We start from the raw sequence: 19278 nt of genomic DNA, 5'->3' as shown, positions 1-19278 counted from the left end.
TGCTTTTGATGAAGTGATTATATCAATATCACAAGACCTGGGAAGGGTTGCGATCGCGGTATTATTTTAATTAGGGACGTAATTCTAATTTGACTAAGAATGCGATACATGCCTGAATGTCAATCAAGAATCCTGGCAAGTTCCCACCAAACAAGCCCTTTCCAAATTCACCCCATTTAAATTAGCTCCTGCCAATTCTGCACAAAGCAAATTAGCCCCCGCTAAATTAGCCCCCGCTAAATTAGCCCCGCGTAAATCAGCTTCTTCTAAATTCGCCTCACCTAACAAAGCACCCTGTAAATCCGTACGACTCATATCTGCACCCTTAAGATTTGCCCCCGTAAGATTTACACCACGCAAATCTGCACCACGCAAATCAACACCTTGCAAATTGGCATTCATCAAATTCGCACCGCTTAAAAAAGCACCAGCCAGGGAAACATCGCTTAATCTTGCCCCCATCAAATTGGCACCACGTAAATTGCTACCGCGTAAATCTGCACCTGTTAAATCGGCTTGCATGAGGTTCGCACCCATTAAATTTGCCCGTAGGTTGGTTGCTTGCAAGTTAGCACCCATCAAATTGGCACCTTCTAAACGCCCACCTTCAAGTTTGGATGCAGCTAAGTTAGCCCCAATTAGGGTAGCACCAGCTAAGTTGACACGGCTTAAATCAAGGTTGGATAACTCCTCATCTTCTAGATTAGAACCGGGGAGGTTTTTCAGGGTTCCAGTACGAATTTCGTTGATATTCATAGATTTGAGAATACCTCACACGGTGTCGCAAAGTTGCAGAGAGTTTGTTTGATTTACTTGAGAGAACTACTAATTTCTGGACTTGTTTTCCCTTCATTCTCTAAACGAGAATCGAGTAACCACATGCCAACACTAGCTTTGGGTGTCATCAGAGGTAATTCCAAACCCTGTTGTAAGCCCATCACCAGTAAACTCAGGGCTTCCACTAGTTTAGGGTCAAAACGTGTATTTTGTTGTTGCCTGCATTCCTCCAAAGCTTGAGTCAATATTTCTTCTTGGCTCAAACCCGGCGATGTTTTCCCATTCACTCGACATTGAAAGTCTGCTGCTAATGCCAAAATTCTCGACTCCAGAGGAATTTCATCACCTGCCAATTTTGCGGGTTCTCCGCTTCCATCCCACCATTCGCTTTGGTGAGTAATAATTTGGGCGATGGCACGTAGTCTCGGCATTGTTCGTAATACCTGTGCCCCAGGCACTAATGGGCAAGATGGAGGAATATCTGTCGCATCTTCTTGGTAGCGGGTACTGCCGGGAGTCAGTAAACTTTCGGCACGTTGTAATGGGTCAATACGATGCAATAATGCAGCTAGACGCGATCGCTTAATTTGCCATGCGGGTAAGTCTAATAATTGCCCAATTGTTTCTACGAGTGACATGACTTCGGATGCTGCCATAGGATTGGTAATATCTGTTGCATCCATGATTTGCGCCATCCGTAAAAAGGCTTGGATTTCGTTGGCAACCAAATTACGGTCTAATATTTGGTGAGTAGTATTTTTCTGTTCAGTTTGCAGGTAATCAACGACGCGGGTAACGACTGTACTTAAATCTTCGGGTGTCCCTAGACGTGGTTGAATTTGGTTTTGGTATTGGGTAAGTTTTTTTGCTAGTTCGGGATTGTAGTTTTGAATGTGGGCAATTGCTAATGCGGCTGTTTCCTTGACTAATTCTGGTTCAAATGTCCATAAACCGTAGAATTTCCGCTCTAAATCTTCTTTTGGTTTCCCTGTCACCCCATAATCAGCAGGACTAAGCTCTTGACAAAGTACCATTGCTGTGTATCTGGGAGATAGAATAATTAAGTGCCATTCTTCTGAGACTGCATCCTCTGGATTTAATCCCACCAAATCCACATTCGCCAATTGACTAGTGGGGTGTTCAGCCCAACCACTATTCGGTGCTGCCATAATCACCACCTGTTGGGCAATTTTAGCAATATCTGCATAGCGATTGGCTTCTTGTAAGTACCATTTTCCCTGTTGAAAGGCTGTGATTACGAGGGGAGAGTCGTCATGGTTAAGAATGTGGTCTTCGAGTGCGTGACACAGAGACACTAGGGTATTTTTAAAGTAGACCCCAAAGCGAATTGGTCTTTGACTATGACGGTGGCACGTTTCGAGCTTTTGTAATATTGAGCCTTCAAGCATGGGGAATGGAAACTTGGGAATTTTTCACTTTATAAATTAGTGTATCAATTATGAGAAGGGAATGTTGTGACGTTTGTTTGCGCGATCGCAATTTCGGTTTAAGTTTGGTTTAATTTTGAGTTTGATTATCAGCTTAGTTATCAAAGTCCAGTAGATTGGGGTGGGGCTACTGCGCCGATAATATCTGGAGGTAGCAGCCCATTAGTGAGAAAACATCTAATTGCTTGTGGAGTTTGCAGCTTGAGAAGTTTTTGTTGCTGCACCACCCATACGAATTTCTGTAGTAAAAGAACTCATATCTAAACTGCCGGATTGCTTTAACGAACTTACCCGCATCCGCAGGTTTTCGCTGGCAAACCACAGTTTTTCTTCTGATGTCGTCTCTTTTGACTCAATTGTTAATGTTAAAGACTCGTCGGCAGCTAGTTTATAGTAGCCTGTGAGTGGCTTTTCGCTCTTGCTAACCTGGCGATATAGTTTGCCTTGATTGGGATTAGTGGCATCCGGTAGTAGGAGCAAAATTACGGAACCTGTGTTTTTTTGGTTTAATCTGGTTGTATCGTTCCAGTTGACTTTCAGAGCCAGTATTTGCGAATTGGGATTGATTTGGCAGTTTTCGCAAACTTGTGCGAATTCAGCATTTGTAACAGATAGCTTTTCAAAAATAATTTCTGATTTTGCTTCTTGCATCTGCTGGGCTGTGACTAAATGAGATGTACGGTGAGCGAACCATTTTCCCGTGCTTAATTCAAAAAATTCTTCAATATTCATTGTCTGATTGCTTATTTACTTATTTGGGGATTGCATAGGTAAGTGGTGACAATCAAAACCAATCAAGAGCATGTTGTGTTTTCCCACAGGAAGCGCGCTACGCCCTCTTCGGTTTGATATTTAATGAAGCCTACCTGTTGAATTAGGAGATGATTTGGGAATTTTTGACTACAAATAATCATCGCGTTTCCGCGCCAGCCTCAATCATCTCATTATTCGGCAACGCCTTGATTTGTTGCTTGCAAACGGTTAGTGGTGAGTGGTTAGTAGTTATCGCTCATCAGCTAAAGACAACCATTAACCATTACCTCTTAACCATCACCTTATTAACTATTAAACTTGATATCCGGTGTCTGCCAACCGCTTGAGAGAAATTGTTGCAGATTCCGCAACATGTGGATGATTATCTTTTTCTAAGTATTTCAGCGCTGAAACGCTTTTTGGGGTAGGAAGATTGCCTAATGCTTCCGCCAAGCGTTGCCTAACTAACCAATCCTCAGATTGGGCAAAACGGAGGATATTATCCACTGCTGTAATATCTTTGATTTCACCTAATGCCGCAATCGCAGCCTGTTGTAAAACTACTTCCGATGAATCTAAAGCATTAATTAATGCCTCACGGGCACGAACATCTTTTAAATTACCAAGAGCTACCGCAGCGCTAAAACGTACTAACCAGTTGGTATCTTCGTAAAGCATTCGCACCAATAGTTCAAATGCTCGCTTGTCTTCAAGGTATCCCAAAGCACCAGCCGCATCAGCACGAATACTGTAGTCTGGGTCATTTTCGAGGATATTTACCAAAATTGGATATGATTCAGCAGTTTGCTTGATACCAAGTGCAAATACCGCCATTGCCCTAATTTGCAGTGATTCGTCATCGAGTACCTTTTTAATTAATGGTAATGCGTCCTCAGCCGGAACATCGCGCAGATTCGCCAGGGCAACCATGCGATCGCGTAAACTCGGACTATCTAGTTGAATTGATATTTCTTGGATGCTGGGATTAGCCATTTGAATTTAGAGCGCTCTTGCTGTGTGATTTAACTATATTAACTATTGTTGCATTTTCTCAAAATCTTGCAGCCCACAGATATTCATAACTACTTTCCTGATTGACGTTCTTGTAATTTCAACAGGATTTCGGCGTGCATTTCGCGGGTAATTGGGTAAAAATAGGTTAATACCAAACCGAAGATTAGGGAAATCACGGGAATCGGACCAACTGCGATGCGAATAGCTTGTAAAGCTGATTCCGGTTGAATTGGCAGCACACCACTGCCCGCAGTAGCTTCTTTAAAACCAGAAGATTGGAGTGCTAACCCAACGACGAATAATCCAAATGCCAAGCCAAATTTTTGCAGTAGAACCATAAAACCGTAAAAAATCCCTTCCCGTCGCTGTCCAGTTTGGAGTTGATCGAGTTCAATCACATCAGGCATCATTGACCAAGGAACCAGATATGCGACAGAAACCCCAAAACCTGCCATCACAGCGAGAACATACATTAAAACAATTTGACCTGGTTTGAGGAAATATAATCCGCTCGCAGCAATTATCCACATAAACATACCCATGAAGTAAACAATTTTCTTGCCAACACTTTTACTCAGGGCACTCCAGACGAATAGCATTAATAAAGCTGTGCCTTGAACCCCAATCATGACTGTGGGAACATCCGAGTCTTTGAGGAGCATACAGTTAACTACAAAATAGGGAATAGTGCTAGCGGTTATTTGTACTCCTAGCCAAGAACAAAGATATATACCAATTACAAATAAAAATGGTCGGTTAGAAAAGACTATTTTTAGCTGTTCCATGATGGGTATTTCGGCTGATACTTCGGCTTGGGAACGTTTAGCTTCAAATGCTAAAACTCGCTTTTGGGTTCCGAAAACGCACCAATACAGGGCTAAAACCGATATGATGCTACAAACCGCCGCTAAAATTACATATTGTTGCTGGCGATCGCTAATTGTTGTAAAAATGATTCTTGCAAGTATCAGCGAAAAAATACTTCCACCAATGGAAAAGGCAAACCTAAAGCTATTTAAACTAGTACGTTCGTCATAATCTTGAGTGAGTTCGGGTGTCATTGCCGTATAAGGTAAATTCACCACCGTATAAAATACTTGAGAAATAATTGCGATTGCAACATAATACCAAAACAAACCCCAAACATTAGTATTTGGGTCGTTAGTAAATTTTGGAACTATCCACTGCAAAAAGAAAAATACACCAAATGGAACCGCACCGTAAATTAGCCAAGGTAAACGTCTTCCCCAACGTCGAGATTGGGTTTTATCAGTTAAATAGCCGATAAATGGGTCGTTTACAGCATCCCAAATCTTCCCAATCATTAAAATACTTCCAGCGAAACCTGGAGGAATACCAGCAACATTAGTAAAAAAAACTAATAAAAAGAAAATCGAAATATTGGCAGTAATTGCAGGACCTAAATCACCTGCACCATAGGCTAGTTTGGTACTTAAATTCAATTTTTCGCTGCCAGGATTTTTTTCCGAAGAATCTACAGAGGAATCGTTCATATAGCTTTGCACTCATAATAAAATAATTAGAATTGCCATTTACTAAGCATTATTCGCTATCAACCAGGTTGTTTATGCCAGACATTTATGTTTCTTGGTCAGATTATCACCAAAAAATCGAGCAACTCGCTGCTAAAATTTACCAATCAGGTTGGGAATTTAACCAAATTATCTGTCTGGCACGGGGAGGACTGCGAGTTGGAGACATCCTATCCCGTATTTACGACAAACCACTAGCGATTTTAGCTACATCATCTTACAGTGGTGCTGGCAAACAAGAAAGAGGGAATCTCATCTTTTCTCAGCATTTAACAATGACGACTGCAACTTTAGGCTCGCGGATTCTCCTGGTGGACGACTTGGTGGATTCTGGTGTCACTCTCAAAGAAACAATTCCTTGGCTCCAACAATATAGTCAAACTCCCATAGAAGATATTCAAACTGCGGTAATCTGGTATAAAGCCTGCTCAGTAATTACCCCAGATTATTATATTGACTATTTAGCTGATAATCCTTGGATTCATCAACCTTTTGAACCATATGAAATGTTAACTCCAGCAGATTTAGTTTCTAAATATACTGCTGTGAGCGCTACTTAAGGAGTGTTATTGACGATGAACCACGATTATTTTTTGGTCAAACCGGGTGCAAAAATTTCTCTGCAAGATTATGACCCCGAATATACGGGAAAATATCTAAATAAAAGTGATGCTTCAGGGATATTGCAAGCAGATATTGAGCAAATGGGAAAATATCAAGATATTCTCTATGCTCAAAATACTTATGCATTGCTAATTATCTTTCAAGCAATGGATGCTGCGGGGAAAGATAGCACGATTAAACAAGTAATGTCAGGTGTTAATCCCCAAGGATGTCAAGTTTTTAGCTTCAAGTCTCCCAGTTCCGAAGAATTAGATCATGATTACCTGTGGCGAATTACAAAATCTTTGCCAGAACGGGGCAGAATTGGCATTTTCAACCGTTCCTATTACGAAGAAGTCTTGATTACACGAGTACATCCAGAAATTCTGCAAAACCAACAATTGCCTCACTTACCTCCCAAAAATAAAATTTGGAAACAACGATTTGAGGAGATTAATAATTTTGAAAAATACTTGACAAATAATGGTATTGTGGTTGTTAAATTTTTTCTGAATATTTCCAAATCTGAACAGAAAAAACGTTTTTTGAGGCGAATTGAATTACCTGAAAAAAATTGGAAGTTTTCAATTAATGATGTCCAAGAACGTGCTTTTTGGGATGATTATATGAAAGCTTACGAAGATATGTTTAACCACACCAGTACCGAGTGGGCACCTTGGTATATCATCCCCAGTAATAACAAGTGGTTTGCACGTCTTACGGTTTCTGATATCATTTGTAATCAACTCAAACAACTCAATCTTAAATATCCCACAGTCAGCGACAAGCATCGACAGCATTTGCTGCAAGCAAAAGCTGCATTAGAAAATGAAGAGTAGAAAATTTCAACAGCCAGCATTCAGGATTCAGAAGTCAAAATAATCTCATAAATTCAGGAATAGTCAACAAGGATACTGTATTTCTCCTGGCTCCGTCAGCGCGAAATACATTGTTTTATTTTTTTTATGAATGAATGAGTGGTATTTACCTTGTTCAAAGTTGATCTTCTGACTGACTGAGTCCTGAACTCAGAGCTATTCCTAGGTAAAAATCTTAGATGTATGGACATATAATGACAATACACGTAGCAAAATACGCTTCTGAAAATTTCAAGTACCTGTCATCTATATCGATTGCTTTGACTCAGTCACAACTTGTACAGATTCCCACGATGGCGTATGTTGCTTTCGTATTAGCACTGGCATAATCTGGCGACAATTCCCGCAAAACCAATACACTTCAGTCTTACGCACGTGACGTAAAAGTCGGTTGGAACAGCAAGGACAGTAATTCATAATCATTGGTGATGCGAACTATCTTGATTGATGAAGCTATATAAGGCGATCGCAATTGCAGTTTCCCTAGAAATAGCCAAACCACAGCCTCATATGCATTAGCGTAAGCGCGATTTTTTGAGAATCCGCAAACAAAACTTAAAATCTTCCGAATTTCGCAACATTTCTACATACTCAAAAAGTGAGTACCATTATTACTGTCACCCTCACGAAAAGAACGCCAGGAGAATCGAAACACAGTGACTGTTATTAACCTTTGAAAGTAAAAAAAGCAAAATCGCAAGCAAAAAATACCCAGTGCATATTCACAGATGAAACAGGAATAAATTTTTTACCTGTTTTATTCTCAGAAAATAATTTTTCTCAGGCAGTAGTCACTTTAATTTTCACTTGTTCGATTTCTTCAAAATATACAATTAATATCAAGCTAATTGCTTGTTTACAGCATTTATTTTCTGGAAATTTTGAATATTGTTTCTATTAGTTGATTTGCACATTCCAGATTCTAGATTCAGGTAAGTTGAGTCCTTATATATGTATATATTTATATAACATATACAGATATCTGTATTATCCACTACAAGGTAATATTTAACACTTGTTTCTAATTTAAAATTTAAAAAAATAACTCAAATATTGTTTATTTGTAGGAATTAGCAGCTATCTTATCAAGTTCCTAATTACTAATTTACACTGATATTTCTAGCATAAATTTGATGATTGATCATGACAGCATAATTTTAAAGATGTGGTATGTAACTATATCCTCTCAAAACATTAAAATAAATTATACGTGTTTTTTTCAGTATTAGATTCTGAAAATCTGAACCATAAAATAGCTTGAAAACCTTGTATGAAGCAAATTTGTGTCTTGAATATGTGAATTTAAAAACTAAGTGAAAATAGATATTAAGGGTTGTAAAGCTTATGTAAAGAAATGTCCTGATTAATTAGAATAGACCATGTAGATTAGTGAGTTGGTGACTCAAAATAAAAAATAAGTGTATGTACTGATTTATCGTCATCAAGAATTCCACTAACATTTACTTAACCAACAATTATGATTGTTGTGGGTATTAATTGTCGGAAGTGTTGTTCTAGCATAAAACTACAAACTCAACTAACATAATGCCCAGAGAGTTTCAGTGTGTGACAATAATTCAACATGGTTTTTACTAGAAATTGGCTACTTAAGGAGTGTCTGCGGTGAGTAAAATCCAACTATTTACAGTTATTAGTTACGCACTAATGACTAGCTACTTTTTCTCTAATTGGATCAGGTTTTCCTTGCGTCACCCAAGTTCTTCAACTGAAGATGGTTTTTTGTCGTTTGTCATGTGCTGTATCACGACTATTTTGTGGCCCCTGATTATTCCCATGTCTATACTAGAGATAATGAAGACAAGAAGAATAGAGTATGGTACTGCCGTTCCTGTGCTAGCGACGTTATTAGCACTAAGCTTCTCACTGTATCTCAACTAAATCTCTAAATCGATTTAGTTAAATACATCTTTCCCTATCCATCCATCTTGCTTTCAGTCGTCCCGTTAACTTCCCACATTCCTTGCCGTAGATTCAATTTGACTATGTTTGCATTTTGTAAACAGTCGTCTGTCACCCTTATTCCCTGGCTTCAGGGTGTATTGTTGATTACGTATTATCAATGGGTAAAAAATTCAAAAGTATGAGCAAACCTAGACTTGGCTTTGTTTTCAGGTTATACAGCTAGGTTATAGAACAGGAGAATAACTTGCTTCTACTTCAATCTCAGTTACACAAATTTTGTAGAGACGCGATCGCGTCTCTACAATGGTTTTGGGGTTATGAATAGAGTAAAACGAGCGGTGCTACTGTTGTGCTTGGCTCGGGAAAACACCTGGTCGAACTGCGATCGCTACATTTTGACCATTACGACGCAACTCCATACGTAAATCTGTGCCAATTGTGCTACTTTCAACTACCTTTTGGACGCTATCAGCATTAGTAATGCTTTGACCGTTGAGTTTTTCGATAATGTCACCAGCGCGGATTCCGGCTTGGGCAGCAGGCGAGTTGGGTACAACTCTGCGGACAAGAACCCCCTTCTCTCTATCAACATTCAAGCCACTATTGGGGTCAGAATTAATATTTTCCTTCAACTCCGCCGTCAACTCCTGCATTTGGATACCCAAGTAAGGATGTTGAACTTTACCATTTGCAATCAATTGGCTAGAAATGCGCTGTGCAGTATTAATAGGAATTGCAAAGCCCAAGCCCTGTGCGCCCTGAATAATTGCTGTATTCATGCCAATGACTTCGCCACGAGCATTCAGCAAAGGACCACCAGAGTTACCGGGGTTAATAGCTGCATCGGTTTGAATATAACTAACTCGTTTATCCCCAGCACCAATTAAGTTACTGCTGCGTCCGGTGGCACTGATGATACCGGTTGTGACAGTATTATCTAAACCCAGGGGATTACCAATAGCGATCGCCCATTCTCCGGGTTGTAATTGGTCGGAATTGCCGATGGCGACAGTTGGTAAATTATTTGCCTGAATTTGAACTACCGCAACATCAGTTAGCTCATCCTTGCCCAAAACTTTACCTTGGAATTTGCGTCCATCCTTGAGGATAACTTGTACTTTGTCAGCACCATCAACAACATGGGCATTAGTTAAAATTCGACCATCGGCGCTAATCAAAAAACCTGAACCCGTGCCGCGTTCTAAGCGTCTTTGTTGAGGTACTCCACCTCCCGAACCAAAAAAGCGCCGCAAAAACGGGTCATTCAACTCATCTGGGAGTGAAGCTCTGACTGTACGCGAAGCTTCAATACGTACAACTGCTGCACCAACTTTATTGACAACAGATGTCACATAATTACTGCTTGCTGGTGGGCTTAGGGGTTCAGCCTTAACTGGAGTCACAGCTAAATTCGAGACATCCAAAGCTACTTTTTGTTGACTGGAAGCAATATAACCTCCTGCCAATGTCATTCCCGAACCGAGTATGACCAAAGATAAATTTACCGCAGCCCTTCCCCAAGGATTGGCTTTGATTTTGGTATTTTGAGAATCTGAATCAGATTTTGATATGTCAGAATTATTGCGATCGCTCTTAGGTGTCAACCTTTGTTCATCGTGTGGTTCTTTTAACATTTGCTCTCTAAGAAATATACTTCTATTATTTAGACTTGCTTCTACTGTAGATAAGAGTTGTGGAGTTTTTGTTGCACTGATATTTAAGAGTTTACGAACTGTGCCACAAATACTTCTTTTAATCTAAGCTATATTTCGTATAATTGCGGGCTTGTTTCAGTATTTGAAACCAAAAGCCGTCAAACCATACCATCATCATGTTACCCAGCCTGCACAACTTCGCTGAATATTATGGGTCAACAGTTGTATCTATTTAACGATAATTATTATGAATAATTCCCCTCAAATCTTTTGATATCGGAAAAACAAAAATATTTTTGTATTTAAACTCACAAAATTATAGATAAATTCCCGAATAAATAAATACTATCTTTTTATACAAAAAGAGATTTAAAAATATAATTCATCATCTACCTTTTAATTAAGGTACTTTGATGAGACTTAAGAATTATGCTCTCTTTAAAAAATCTAAAATCTGCCAAACTGGCAACAGTAGTCAATCAGTTTTGCTATTCATTGATTACCAGGTGTTTTATTTTTCAGTTTGTATTTGCCAGTTGTAAACAGCCAAGAGTCTATTTAGGGTGTAGTAAAAAAATCAACATATCCTGATAAAAATCCGCAAAAATGTATTATTTGTATCCCTAAAATTAGAGATTACGTGGTACAAAAGTGGATTCAAATTACGAATAAATGCATCAGTAAAGTCATAAATATTATCACTGTTGGAACATGATAGGTCAGTTACTAGCAGGACATTATAAAGTCCTTAAAGTTTTAGGTGAGGGAGGGTTTGGGCAAACCTACATAGTTGAAGATATTCATCTTCCCGGTCATCCACAGTGCGTTCTCAAACATATTAAACCCACTAGTACCGACCCACAAATCCTAGAAACATCTAGGAGATTATTTCAGCGCGAAGCAGAAATTCTCCAACAATTGGGTGATACTCTCAAAAATTTGCGACATGAGCCACCAAACTATAGCAAGCAAATAGCCAAAATACCCCGGTTACTAGCTTATTTTGAGGAAAATAACGAATTTTACCTGGTTCAAGAATTTATTCAGGGACATACCCTCAGTCACGAACTGATTTCCGGTCAGAAATGGACTGAAGGACAAGTGATTTTAATGCTGACTGAAATACTGAGTATTTTAGAAGTAATTCACCACCACGGGGTAATACATCGTGATATTAAACCTGACAATATTATTAGGCGCGAATCTGATGGTCAATTAGTGCTGATTGATTTTGGTGCAATTAAACAGTTACGAAGTCAAACAGCAATTGGACAGGGACAACAACGAGTGACAATTGCTATTGGTACTCCTGGTTACATGCCCTCCGAACAAACCCGACGTTTACCTCGCTCAAGTAGCGATATTTACGCTTTGGGTATGATGGGTATCCAAGCAATTACTGGAGTCAACCCCCGTGAACTTCAGGATGACCCCAATACAGGGGAAATTTTGTGGCAACATCTAACTCCTGTGACTCCAGGATTAACTACGGTTTTGACCAAAATGACTCGCTACCATTTTAAAGACCGCTACCAGACAGCCACAGAAGCACTGCAAGCGCTACAGGAATTGCGGAATTTAGTTGAAGCGCCTACTGTCACCCCCATCACAGCCACACCAATTACAGCAGCAATTAAAACATCAACCAACGAGCCGCAAAACTACCATACGCTGCATGAGTTGACATTGGAATGGCACGAAGACGGCGAAATTAGGACTTGTACAATCGAAGAAAATCAACAAAGTAAAAATTTTGGTCGTATTAGAATTGGACGCGACCCCCAAGTATGCGATATTGTCATTCCCGAAGCAACAGTATCAGCTTTACATGCCGAAATATTTTTTAATGGTTCCCAGAATCGATTCTATATTCGCAATCTCCGCCAAAAAAACCCTCCTATTATTGATGGACAGATGCTATTGGCGGGAGAAATGCCCCTGATATCGGGTAGTCATTTGCGTCTAGGTAGACAAAGATTTATAGTCAGCAACATTAAGATTAAGCAAGTCCCGGTTGAGCGTGTTTACAGCAGCGACAACCAAAATTTACCAGTTGCATCAGCTTCCGAACCCATTACTAAGACACTACCTCCACAACAGGTAATTTACTCCCAACGCCAACGAGTCAGAGCCAAATCAAAACCATCAGTTATTTTACCTATACCCCAACACAAGCCTTTTGTTATGGGAATGGGAATGGCTGCAATTATTAGCATGGTGGGTGGTGTCATTTGTTTGCAAACGGGTACTGTGGGTAAAACTAGCTATTCCGAACAAAACTTTATTGCCCAACAACCAAAACTCTGTCGGGTAATTTCCCCAACAGGTGGTAATTTCATGGCAAAACTACGTCCCGAACCACAAACAGAAATTGGGGCACTCAAACAACTGAGTCCGGGAGAAAAAGTCCTATTTATCAAAATTCGCGGCGATTTTGTGCAAGTGAGACTAGCTGATGGAACCCAAGGTTGGGTATTTGGCGATCAAATACAGCGTTGCAATACTTGAGTCAGGATTTCCAGGAGAAATACGGAGCAATTTGATCTATTGGCACAAAAATTATTATTTACTTCTCAATTTTTATCCGTAGGATACCCCTTGACTGATGAATAATGAATTGTCGGAAGTAATTCTGGACAAAAATGTGACTTTGAGAAGACACAAGATCATAAATTCATCAGAGGGGAATTATGTCTTTAGAACAAGTTGATGCTTTCTATCATGTCGTAGCGTCAGACACAGGAATTTACGAGCAATACTATAATAGTTGCTGTATTCGTGGTTTTTTCGGGATTTGGAATTGGGATACAAAAAAGATTGTCAATTTTGCAGCTTCGCTGGGTTTTGAGTTTACAGAAAGTGACCTAGATATTGCATTATTTGAAAGTGGTGCGGGAGTTGTTCAACGTCCTACAGGTTCGTCTAGTTATGAACATGCCCATAGTTATTGATATTTAGTTGTCAAGCTGTGGGAAAAGATAGACTTTTATATTAGGTTTGCCTCAATCATGACGATAAAACAGTCACGGAAATAGAGGTATAGGGAAGAGACGGAGAAAATTAATGGTGACTGATTAGCCGAACTTGATATCATCGGTTGTTTCATCGATACAACATAATATTGGGAATTATTTAGGGATGTTACCGAGTCGCATCTCGAATTTGTTGTTTTGATTTATATTTCTGAAGACGAACTTAATATAAGGTTAGGGTATTAACCCTAGATGAACACAGATTCGATCGCATGAATGATTTTTTCCTAGTTAAGTATGCACCGGAGATTTTCCAACGTACTGGAGAACATTTATTTTTGGTAGTGGTTTCAATTGGTGTGGCGACAGTTGTGGGAATTCCCTTAGGTATTTTGATTACTCGCAAAGATAGTCTCCGGCAGCCGATTTTAGGAATTGCCAATATTTTACAAACGATTCCCAGTTTAGCTTTATTTGGCTTGTTGATTCCTGTGCCTTACATTGGGGGAATTGGTGCGACTCCGGCAATAGTGGCATTGACTCTGTATTCTCTATTACCGATTATTCGCAATACCTATACAGGTATTACAGGAGTTGATGCGGCGATAGTTGAGGCTGGTAAAGGAATGGGCATGAGCGATCGCCAACTGCTTTTGCAAGTAGAAATACCCTTGGCAATGAGTGTAATTTTGGCAGGTGTACGGGTAGCCACGGTGATTGCAATTGGGATTGCCACAATTGCTGCGGCTATTGGTGCGGGGGGTTTAGGAGTATTTATTTTTCGGGGAATTGCGGTAGTTAATAATAATTTACTGTTGGCGGGTGCAGTTCCCGCAGCTGCGATCGCTTTATGTGCTGATTTGGCGATCGGTTGGTTAGAAAAACGTTTGACAGTGCCGGGGAAATTATTTTAGATGTGATAATAGAAAAGTAAAAATATACTGGTGTAATTATAGAATCAGCGCTGGTATTTCGATTTTATATTAATAGAAAACTGGTTCTGCTGACGACACTAAAGTAAAAATAATTTTTATGATTCAGTTATTATTTCATTCTTTAAAAAAATTGTTTATTATTTTTTTGATTACTTCTACTCTTATTTTAACAACTGCTAGCTGTAATCAGAATCAAACTAGTAACAATAATAGAGATATAATTATCGCTTCAAAAGACTTTACCGAACAAGATATATTAGGAGAATTAATCGCTCAACAAATCGAGACGACCACAAATTTAAAAGTAGAACGTAAACCACGTTTAGGTGGTTCTTTTATTTGCCACGAGGCTCTCATTAAAGGTGCGATCGATGGATATATTGAATATACTGGCACTGCATTTACTAGTATTCTCAAACAACCTGTAATCAATGATCCAAAACAAGTTTATCAACTTCTGAAACAAGGTTATGCCCAAAAATTTAATCTTGAAGTTATGGAACCGTTGGGCTTTGAGAATACCTTTGCGATGATTATACGTGGTGAAGATGCGAAAAAATATAATATCAAAACCCTTTCTGAGGCTGCCAAATATACTCCCCAATGGCGCGGTGGTTTTGGTTATGAATTTACTGAACGTGAGGATGGTTTTCCGGGTTTAGCTAAAACCTACAACTTAAAATTTCGTGAAAGACCAAGTACAATGAGCCTAGATTTAATTTATCGTGCCCTCACTCAAAGACTAGTCGATATGGTTGCCGGAAATTCGACTGATGGGCAAATATCAAGATTGGGTTTAGTTGTACTCGAAGATGATAAAAAATATTTTCCTCCATACGAAGCTGTGCCAATTTTTAGCCGAGAAACATTACAAAAATATCCGCAATTATCTCCAGCCATATCCCAACTAGCCGGAAAAATTACAGCAGATGAAATTCGACAATTAAATTATTTAGTTGAAGGCGAATTACGGGATGTTAAAGAAGTAGTGAGTGAGTTTCGCCAAACCAAAAACTTAAAAGGCTAACTTCAATTGTAAGATTAGGATATGCGATCATCGCCACGGAAGTTGGAACCATATTCCAGTTAGGAGAAGTCTCTCACTATTTGGGAATTAGTTCTGTTGCCAACTTGAGTGGCTGACATACAGATTGACTCGCAAGGCTATAAAACGGTGATTGACTTGATTTATGTCCTGCTCCAAAGGGGAATCAATTCGATGAATCAAAGGTACCTGGAAATCGACGCTTGAGACTTTACAAACCTTGCCCAATTAACAATAAAGCGCGGAGATAAAAGTGTGGAGATAGGAACCTAGCATATCCAAAAAACCGACCTTGATCAATTGGCGCTCCAGCATACAATTATTGTGTCAGGAAAAGCAATCTCGGCGACGTTGCTCCTGAATTCTTAGCCTCGTCACCGGCTGTCCCTGCCCATTGTGATTAAACGTGATTCAAACAGTGAACTTTAGGAGGTTAAACATATGGCACTTGTTCGTTGGCAACCCTTCCGGGAAATTGATACCCTACAACGGCAAATGAACCGCCTATTTGATGAAATTCTGCCTATTACCACGGAAACACGAGATGGTATTACCTTTGTGCCGTCAGCAGAAATCGAAGAAACACCAGATGCAATTCATCTAAAATTGGAAGTTCCAGGTATGGATGCCAAAGACTTAGATGTACAAGTTTCCGCAGAGGCAGTTAGTATTACCGGAGAACGTAAGTCGGAAAGCAAGACTGAAGAAAAAGGTATGACTCGCACCGAATTCCGCTATGGTAGGTTTGAGCGTGTAATTCCTCTATCTACTCGCATTCAAAATGATAAAGTGGAAGCTGAATACAAAGATGGTATTCTCAAACTTACTTTGCCCAAGGCAGAAGCAGAAAAAAACAAAGTAGTAAAAGTTAACTTGGGTTAATGGTTATCTAACCAAAAAAATAGCCTGAACTCGCGTAAGTAGTTTTAAATAGTTATTTGTAGATAAATAAGGGTAAATTTGGCAAAGTCAGTATTGTTTTAGAGACTACTGCCACTTACCCTTTTTTTGAAAAACTCCCTGAATATTCAGAGAATTTGATCACCTGCATTTCCGATTTAATTGGGAATGGCGCGTTAAGCTACGCTAACAGCATCCTACTTTTGCGCCTGATTTCAAAATTTCTTCCTTCGCTTAACCTGCGGGAAACTGCGGGACAGCTTACTCAACCCATCCCTGCTTATTTTACCCTCATAATTGCTTATTTCCCTGTGAATGAATCTAATTTACCTCAACCAACGCCAATTACATTGATTCCATTCATAAATGCCATTAATTTCGTATTCTGTACCGTTTTGGAAGCGAACAATACAGTTAGCAAAACTATCTTCACCATCATTAGTTTCATAAACTTGAATGACATCGCAGGGAAACCATTCGCGCTGACAAGGGCTATTATCTTGCACCCATTCCCATAATGCATTGCAAACTTCGATGCGATCGCCCACTTTTAACCGAATGACATCAAAATGATAGTGTTGGAGTCTGTCTAGCCACTGTACCCCGTAACGCTGGCGAATAAAATGCACCTCACCAGAATCTTCACCATGTAACCAATCGTTAAGTAATTGTATTTTCCAAGGTATATTCTGGGCTTCTTTGGTTTTTACATATCCCAAAAACACCTGCAATTCTTCTGAAGAAAGTTCGTGAAGTGGATTTTGCTCGTAACCATCGTCATAACCATCAAGATGAGAGATTCCTCGATTTTGCTCGACCATTTGCAGTAAAATTTGCTTTTGTTGGTCGGTGAGTGGACAACTTGCTACATCACAACGATTAAATGCTGCTTGCAGGGCTGATTCAATCTCATCTGGTGCCATAAGTTAATTAGTTACTGGGTAAAATTTGACGATGGAAATTGATGGTGAAATTTTACTGAAATTTTACTAAATATTAACGTTATTCTGATGGGAACTAACTCTACCTCTTTTGGGTTCAAAAAGCCTAAAAAATCCAATTTTTGAATATAAAGTAGGACTTTTTAGCCTCTCTCGGCATTTTTGACGAAGTCAGATTTCTCTGCAAATTTGTATCTATCCTTCTATAAAGGTTCCGAAGAGTCATCGTCGCCAAATGCTCCCCATCTGTGTCGGTTTACGCAGAGTTAAGCCGAAGAAGCGCCTTGTTCCCGCAAATGTACTTACGTTAATATTACAAAAGTGCAACACATATATCCAAATCCAAAGGAGTAATTTTCCCGGTCTTGATGGCGGTAAAATTTATCTATTGCTTGGATGTATGATGGTGTTTTATGCAGTTGCGATCGCGTAGACGCAAAGCGACTAGTCTCTCGACATCGCTTGTAGTTTTCCTGTTTACTTGCCTATTTGCTATGCTATCGTGGCTATTTAGTCCTTCAGCAATAGCGCTGACACAAATACGGCTATTTGATATTTCCTACGAGAAGTGCCCCTCCGAACTCGCACAGGGTGCGGTAACAAGCGGTGGTTCTCCAATGGTAGCAAACTGCTTTCTCGTAATTGGTAAAGCTGAAAACGGAACCAATAAATACGTCTATGATGCGGATATATTTGGACGTATATATGATGCCAATAATGATCCTGTATTACAAAACCGAACCCGTCTAGGTTCAATTCCCGAAGTTCCCCCAGGTGTCAGCAATTTTCAACTCAGAATTTCTGTAGCTGCAAATCAACCAGAACCATTGCAACTCAAACAGTTTAAAGCGGCTGGGTTTTCGGCACAAGTGCGAAAGTAAAGTTGGGAAGGAGGGATTGTTTTTATCCCCCCTTTGATAGATGACAAAAGTTAGTCTTTGTAGGATGGATACATATAACTTTGCTCATTGCCTCTCTACAACTAGCAAGATTATGGCTGGGAATTTCTCAAATCTAAGCCTAAATAATCTGAGCCAAAAGTTGCAAAACCAAAATCGCTAACATGGGTGAAAAATCCATTCCACCCAATGGGGGAATAATCGAGCGGAATATGTTTAGATAAGGGTCTGTAATTTGGCTCAGAGCCGAGAATGGTTGATTGTACCAATTTACATTTGGGAACCAAGTTAAAAGAATCCTGATTACCAATAAAGCAATGTAAATACTGAGAAATACTGACAGAGTATTAGTGAGAAAAAAAAGGGTATCGGCTTGAAAAGCAACTGGTGAGGAACTCATAGATGGTTCAACTTCCTGCGAAAATATCGACAAATCTCTTGTAATCGATTGTAAACGAGTTGATATCGTAGTGTGTGGTTAAGTTTTCCACACTTACGAACAATTCATACTATTGTTTCGGCTAGTTTGGCAATTGGGATTGGTTATTGGTTATTTAGTTATTCCTCTTGCCTTTCGCCTTGTCCCTCTTGATTCCCCACTCCCTACAATGAAGTCCGCTCGGAGGAACTAGGAGATGGAGTCCCATTCACACTACCCAACTGCTGCCTGACTTCGTCAATGGTAGCATTGAGCTGGGCAATCTTATCTTCGAGCGATCGCCTGGCAGTTTCCATGCTCTCCGTATCGCTCAATTTCATGGTACGGCGTGAATTGGGGGATTTTTTTGTTTCTGGGGGACGGCTGGCAAGTTGCTGCATTTCTTCTTCGTCGATTTCCTCGCGGCGAGTGGCGATGATTGCACCCAAAACGCCACCAACTACACTACCGACAATTGCTCCAGCTAAAAAGCCTCCAGCAAAACCATCACGTTGACTCATATCTATACCACCTTACAAAACACTGCGACTTCAGCCAAACTAA

Annotated in this window: 18 protein-coding genes; 8 read left to right on the top strand and 10 right to left on the bottom strand. The window is 39.7% G+C overall.

Annotated elements, in window-relative coordinates:
* Positions 1-123 precede the first annotated feature (123 nt).
* The 5 genes from VB733_RS03980 to VB733_RS03960 form a co-directional block, all read right to left on the bottom strand.
* Entirely contained in the window at positions 124-756 is a 633-nt protein-coding gene (locus tag VB733_RS03980) for a pentapeptide repeat-containing protein (RefSeq protein ID WP_323338819.1), read from the bottom strand.
* Between the two features lie 53 nt (positions 757-809).
* Positions 810-2186: a DICT sensory domain-containing protein gene (locus VB733_RS03975; protein WP_323338818.1), complete on the bottom strand. Its 1377-nt coding sequence runs from the start codon at positions 2184-2186 to the stop codon at positions 810-812.
* A gap of 216 nt (positions 2187-2402) precedes the next feature.
* Entirely contained in the window at positions 2403-2957 is a 555-nt protein-coding gene (locus VB733_RS03970) for a phycobiliprotein lyase (protein WP_323338817.1), read from the bottom strand.
* A 333-nt stretch (positions 2958-3290) separates the two neighbouring features.
* Positions 3291-3971 carry a HEAT repeat domain-containing protein gene (locus tag VB733_RS03965; RefSeq protein WP_323338816.1) on the bottom strand — a complete coding sequence of 227 codons (681 nt, stop codon included), beginning with the start codon at positions 3969-3971 and terminating at the stop codon, positions 3291-3293.
* A gap of 89 nt (positions 3972-4060) precedes the next feature.
* Positions 4061-5506, bottom strand: coding sequence for an MFS transporter (locus VB733_RS03960; protein WP_323338815.1), 1446 nt, complete (start codon positions 5504-5506; stop codon positions 4061-4063).
* A gap of 74 nt (positions 5507-5580) precedes the next feature.
* Here VB733_RS03960 and VB733_RS03955 point away from each other — a divergent pair, with 74 nt between their 5' ends.
* The gene (locus VB733_RS03955; protein ID WP_323338814.1) at positions 5581-6105 is read left to right on the top strand and encodes a phosphoribosyltransferase; all 525 of its coding nucleotides are present in this window, start codon (positions 5581-5583) and stop codon (positions 6103-6105) included.
* A gap of 15 nt (positions 6106-6120) precedes the next feature.
* Positions 6121-6987 (top strand): polyphosphate kinase 2 family protein, encoded by an 867-nt coding sequence (locus VB733_RS03950; RefSeq protein WP_323338813.1) that lies wholly within the window; start codon positions 6121-6123, stop codon positions 6985-6987.
* Between the two features lie 406 nt (positions 6988-7393).
* Here VB733_RS03950 and VB733_RS03945 read toward each other — a convergent pair whose 3' ends face one another.
* Positions 7394-7528 carry a hypothetical protein gene (locus tag VB733_RS03945; RefSeq protein ID WP_323338812.1) on the bottom strand — a complete coding sequence of 45 codons (135 nt, stop codon included), beginning with the start codon at positions 7526-7528 and terminating at the stop codon, positions 7394-7396.
* A gap of 1762 nt (positions 7529-9290) precedes the next feature.
* Positions 9291-10583 carry an HhoA/HhoB/HtrA family serine endopeptidase gene (locus VB733_RS03940; protein ID WP_323338811.1) on the bottom strand — a complete coding sequence of 431 codons (1293 nt, stop codon included), beginning with the start codon at positions 10581-10583 and terminating at the stop codon, positions 9291-9293.
* Between the two features lie 732 nt (positions 10584-11315).
* Between VB733_RS03940 and VB733_RS03935 the strand changes: the two genes are divergently transcribed.
* The 5 genes from VB733_RS03935 to VB733_RS03915 all read left to right on the top strand — a co-directional run bounded on the left by VB733_RS03935 (position 11316) and on the right by VB733_RS03915 (position 16438).
* On the top strand, positions 11316-13112 hold the full coding sequence (locus VB733_RS03935; RefSeq protein WP_323338810.1) for a protein kinase domain-containing protein: 1797 nt from the start codon (positions 11316-11318) through the stop codon (positions 13110-13112).
* Between the two features lie 182 nt (positions 13113-13294).
* Positions 13295-13555: a Nif11-like leader peptide family natural product precursor gene (locus VB733_RS03930; protein ID WP_323338809.1), complete on the top strand. Its 261-nt coding sequence runs from the start codon at positions 13295-13297 to the stop codon at positions 13553-13555.
* A 293-nt stretch (positions 13556-13848) separates the two neighbouring features.
* Positions 13849-14490 (top strand): ABC transporter permease, encoded by a 642-nt coding sequence (locus tag VB733_RS03925; protein ID WP_323338808.1) that lies wholly within the window; start codon positions 13849-13851, stop codon positions 14488-14490.
* Positions 14491-14608: 118 nt separating this feature from the next.
* The gene (locus VB733_RS03920; protein ID WP_323338807.1) at positions 14609-15538 is read left to right on the top strand and encodes a glycine betaine ABC transporter substrate-binding protein; all 930 of its coding nucleotides are present in this window, start codon (positions 14609-14611) and stop codon (positions 15536-15538) included.
* A 459-nt stretch (positions 15539-15997) separates the two neighbouring features.
* Positions 15998-16438 (top strand): Hsp20/alpha crystallin family protein, encoded by a 441-nt coding sequence (locus VB733_RS03915; RefSeq protein ID WP_323338806.1) that lies wholly within the window; start codon positions 15998-16000, stop codon positions 16436-16438.
* A gap of 344 nt (positions 16439-16782) precedes the next feature.
* Here the strand turns inward: VB733_RS03915 and VB733_RS03910 are convergent, their stop codons facing one another.
* Entirely contained in the window at positions 16783-17379 is a 597-nt protein-coding gene (locus tag VB733_RS03910; protein WP_323338805.1) for a hypothetical protein, read from the bottom strand.
* A gap of 512 nt (positions 17380-17891) precedes the next feature.
* On the opposite strand from VB733_RS03910, the gene VB733_RS03905 reads away from it, so the two are divergent.
* Positions 17892-18278 (top strand): hypothetical protein, encoded by a 387-nt coding sequence (locus VB733_RS03905; protein WP_323338922.1) that lies wholly within the window; start codon positions 17892-17894, stop codon positions 18276-18278.
* Between the two features lie 139 nt (positions 18279-18417).
* On the opposite strand, the gene VB733_RS03900 is transcribed toward VB733_RS03905, so the two are convergent.
* Both VB733_RS03900 and VB733_RS03895 read right to left on the bottom strand, forming a co-directional pair.
* Positions 18418-18696 carry a YggT family protein gene (locus tag VB733_RS03900; RefSeq protein ID WP_323338804.1) on the bottom strand — a complete coding sequence of 93 codons (279 nt, stop codon included), beginning with the start codon at positions 18694-18696 and terminating at the stop codon, positions 18418-18420.
* A 203-nt stretch (positions 18697-18899) separates the two neighbouring features.
* On the bottom strand, positions 18900-19235 hold the full coding sequence (locus VB733_RS03895) for a hypothetical protein (RefSeq protein ID WP_323338803.1): 336 nt from the start codon (positions 19233-19235) through the stop codon (positions 18900-18902).
* Positions 19236-19278: the final 43 nt, after the last annotated feature.

It is taken from the genome of Calothrix sp. UHCC 0171, assembly GCF_034931845.1.
In the GTDB taxonomy this organism is placed as follows: Bacteria; Cyanobacteriota; Cyanobacteriia; order Cyanobacteriales; family Nostocaceae; genus Brunnivagina.
Note: the sequence above shows the minus strand (reverse complement) of the source record. Positions and strands in the feature narration are given on the sequence as shown.

Excerpts from the sequence above, each read along its gene's own strand:
- VB733_RS03970 (WP_323338817.1), bottom strand. The coding sequence starts at position 2,957 with ATGAATATTGAAGAATTTTTTGAATTAAGCACGGGAAAATGGTTCGCT.
- VB733_RS03905 (WP_323338922.1), top strand. The coding sequence starts at position 17,892 with ATGCTATCGTGGCTATTTAGTCCTTCAGCAATAGCGCTGACACAAATA.
- VB733_RS03920 (WP_323338807.1), top strand. The coding sequence starts at position 14,609 with ATGATTCAGTTATTATTTCATTCTTTAAAAAAATTGTTTATTATTTTT.
- VB733_RS03940 (WP_323338811.1), bottom strand. The coding sequence starts at position 10,583 with ATGTTAAAAGAACCACACGATGAACAAAGGTTGACACCTAAGAGCGAT.
- VB733_RS03925 (WP_323338808.1), top strand. The coding sequence starts at position 13,849 with ATGAATGATTTTTTCCTAGTTAAGTATGCACCGGAGATTTTCCAACGT.
- VB733_RS03950 (WP_323338813.1), top strand. The coding sequence starts at position 6,121 with ATGAACCACGATTATTTTTTGGTCAAACCGGGTGCAAAAATTTCTCTG.
- VB733_RS03900 (WP_323338804.1), bottom strand. The coding sequence starts at position 18,696 with ATGAGTTCCTCACCAGTTGCTTTTCAAGCCGATACCCTTTTTTTTCTC.
- VB733_RS03960 (WP_323338815.1), bottom strand. The coding sequence starts at position 5,506 with ATGAACGATTCCTCTGTAGATTCTTCGGAAAAAAATCCTGGCAGCGAA.
- VB733_RS03915 (WP_323338806.1), top strand. The coding sequence starts at position 15,998 with ATGGCACTTGTTCGTTGGCAACCCTTCCGGGAAATTGATACCCTACAA.
- VB733_RS03975 (WP_323338818.1), bottom strand. The coding sequence starts at position 2,186 with ATGCTTGAAGGCTCAATATTACAAAAGCTCGAAACGTGCCACCGTCAT.
- VB733_RS03895 (WP_323338803.1), bottom strand. The coding sequence starts at position 19,235 with ATGAGTCAACGTGATGGTTTTGCTGGAGGCTTTTTAGCTGGAGCAATT.
- VB733_RS03930 (WP_323338809.1), top strand. The coding sequence starts at position 13,295 with ATGTCTTTAGAACAAGTTGATGCTTTCTATCATGTCGTAGCGTCAGAC.
- VB733_RS03965 (WP_323338816.1), bottom strand. The coding sequence starts at position 3,971 with ATGGCTAATCCCAGCATCCAAGAAATATCAATTCAACTAGATAGTCCG.
- VB733_RS03955 (WP_323338814.1), top strand. The coding sequence starts at position 5,581 with ATGCCAGACATTTATGTTTCTTGGTCAGATTATCACCAAAAAATCGAG.
- VB733_RS03935 (WP_323338810.1), top strand. The coding sequence starts at position 11,316 with ATGATAGGTCAGTTACTAGCAGGACATTATAAAGTCCTTAAAGTTTTA.
- VB733_RS03980 (WP_323338819.1), bottom strand. The coding sequence starts at position 756 with ATGAATATCAACGAAATTCGTACTGGAACCCTGAAAAACCTCCCCGGT.
- VB733_RS03910 (WP_323338805.1), bottom strand. The coding sequence starts at position 17,379 with ATGGCACCAGATGAGATTGAATCAGCCCTGCAAGCAGCATTTAATCGT.